2 protein-coding genes are annotated in these 1073 nt (G+C 47.7%); both read right to left on the reverse strand.

Features of this window, described 5'->3' with window-relative positions:
• Nucleotides 1-501: 501 nt before the first annotated feature.
• Nucleotides 502-861: a hypothetical protein gene (locus tag AB5758_RS09165; RefSeq protein WP_368141809.1), complete on the reverse strand. Its 360-nt coding sequence runs from the start codon at nt 859-861 to the stop codon at nt 502-504.
• Nucleotides 845-1073 (reverse strand): hypothetical protein (locus AB5758_RS09170; protein WP_368155516.1); only part of this gene is annotated, 229 nt, incomplete at its 5' end. The genes AB5758_RS09165 and AB5758_RS09170, both read right to left, overlap by 17 nt.

The raw sequence follows: 1073 nt of genomic DNA on the forward strand, positions 1-1073 counted from the left end.
CAGATTCTAGGACAGGGGCCGCTTGCGTTTGGCGGTCAGCCGTCGGCGCGCTTACACCAACATTTCCGACGCGATCCATCCCATTGCCGAAATGGCGTTTAGCTAACACGTCACACATTACATGCATGAAAAAAGGGCAACACTCTCTTACAGAAAGCGTCACCCTTAAAGCTCCCAAAGAGCTTTAATATTGCACTATATACTATACACCTTAATGAAGTGAAGCAGAAAAGAGGCCCCAACTCGTACTGCATCGCCCTAGCGGTTGACGAGTGCCAACGCATAAAAGCACTCTACATACCCGCGCCCGCAGCGACCCGAAAGACGGCATCGCACTCCACGAGGACACATTAGTCAAGCGTCTCATACACAAATTCGCAAACAACCATACTACCAATATTCGAAGCAGCCCTTATCAAGACGTTATCGGGAGTCATCTTTAAAGATACCTCAAACTAATCGAGGCTTATGAGTCCCCAGAACCCCTACCGTTTCCGGGCTCTATCCCAATTTCTCAAGTAGATCCTTTATGGTCTGAGCTTCATTTAAAAAGACCTGATCAATTTCAGCGTTGAGGTCATTGACGTAATCCTCAGCGACCTTTTTATAAGTGACATTCTTAACCGAGGAGTCAATCTTTAATTTCAGGCTGAATCTTTGCTTGAGCTGCTCATCCAACAGCCAGCGAAATAACTTGCGTAGAGAGGTCTGGTCGCTTTTCGCAAAGTCGATGTCCAACTCTTCCGGAGCGTCTTCAAAGTGAAGGACCTCATTGCCCTCCGAGTTCATACGCAACGTAACCGTAATCACGTGTTGGTCGGCACCGGCGTTCAGAACGATTCCGTTAGTTAAGTTTTCCATAAACAATCTCCCTGTCGGTAAATGCATATTCCCCGCCCTCAAGAGTGTCCATACTCACTTGTGTCCACACCTTAGGCGGTTTGACCTCAGCAATATCCCTAAGCTCATCGCAAAAGGGATTACCCACGTAGGTACGATAGCAACCGCCATCGTATTCGCGATAAATCGATTGCCAGGGCAAAGTACGAACAGCAATGTTGGCATTATGGGTG

This window comes from Collinsella aerofaciens, from assembly GCF_040926405.1.
Taxonomy (GTDB): domain Bacteria; phylum Actinomycetota; class Coriobacteriia; order Coriobacteriales; family Coriobacteriaceae; genus Collinsella.

Bases quoted from the DNA above. Each gene is read 5' to 3' on its own strand.
- AB5758_RS09165 (WP_368141809.1), bottom strand. From the start codon at position 861: ATGGAAAACTTAACTAACGGAATCGTTCTGAACGCCGGTGCCGACCAA.